Raw genomic sequence first — 1051 nt, 5'->3', positions numbered from 1 at the left:
TCACCGAGCTGCACGTGCACCCCCGCCACCAGAACCGCGGCATCGGGCGCTCCCTGATCACCTCCATCACCGACGACGCCGCCGAGCCCCGCTCGATCCTCTCCGCCATCGACACCGACAGCCCGGCGCGCGGCCTCTACCACTCGCTGGGGTACGAGGATCTGGCCCGCCAGGTGCTCTTCCCGAGCGCCCCGATGCCGTACGCCGTGATGGGCGCCCCACTGCCGCTGCGCAGGCGATAACCGATTTCCCGAGCCGCAGCCCGCCCGGCTAACCTCCTTGCCATCACCCAAACCCGGCAGGAGTACGAGAACCATGGCCAACGCACCGGTCCAGCGCATGTCCCAGTTGATGGCCAAGACGCTGCGCGACGACCCGGCCGACGCCGAGGTCCTCAGCCACAAGCTGCTGGTCCGCGCCGGATACGTCCGCCGCACCGCCGCGGGCATCTGGAGCTGGCTGCCGCTGGGCAAGAAGGTCCTCGCCAACGTCGAGCGCGTCGTCCGCGAGGAGATGGACGCCATCGGCGCCCAGGAGGTGCTGCTGCCGGCACTGCTGCCCCGTGAGCCCTACGAGGCGACCGGCCGCTGGGACGAGTACGGCGCCGAGCTGTTCCGCCTCCAGGACCGCAAGGGCGGCGACTACCTCCTCGGCCCCACCCACGAGGAGATCTTCACCCTGCTGGTGAAGGACCAGGCGTCCTCCTACAAGGACCTGCCGGTGATCCTCTACCAGATCCAGTCCAAGTACCGCGACGAGGCCCGGCCCCGCGCGGGCATCCTGCGCGGCCGCGAGTTCCTGATGAAGGACTCCTACTCCTTCGACCTCAGCGACGAGGGCCTCGCCGAGTCCTACGCCCTGCACCGCGAGGCCTACCAGCGCATCTTCGAGCGCCTCGGCCTGGACTACCGCATCTGCGCGGCGACCGCGGGCGCGATGGGCGGCTCGAAGTCGGAGGAGTTCCTCGCCCCGGCCGGGGCCGGCGAGGACACCTTCGCCGACTGCCCCAACTGCGACTTCGCCGCCAACACCGAGGCGATCACGTACGAGC

2 protein-coding genes are annotated in these 1051 nt (G+C 70.2%); both read left to right on the top strand.

Features of this window, described 5'->3' with window-relative positions; translation table 11 throughout:
* On the top strand, positions 1-242 hold a 242-nt coding region (locus IE249_RS39280; protein WP_229859801.1), incomplete at its 5' end, for a GNAT family N-acetyltransferase.
* Between the two features lie 73 nt (positions 243-315).
* On the top strand, positions 316-1051 hold a 736-nt coding region (gene proS, locus IE249_RS39275; RefSeq protein ID WP_229859799.1), incomplete at its 3' end, for a proline--tRNA ligase.

It is taken from the genome of Streptomyces anandii JCM 4720 (assembly GCF_014650655.1).
Classification (GTDB): Bacteria; Actinomycetota; Actinomycetes; order Streptomycetales; family Streptomycetaceae; genus Streptomyces; species Streptomyces anandii.
The sequence above is the reverse complement of the archived record's forward strand: the minus strand, read 5'-3'. Positions and strand labels throughout refer to the sequence as shown.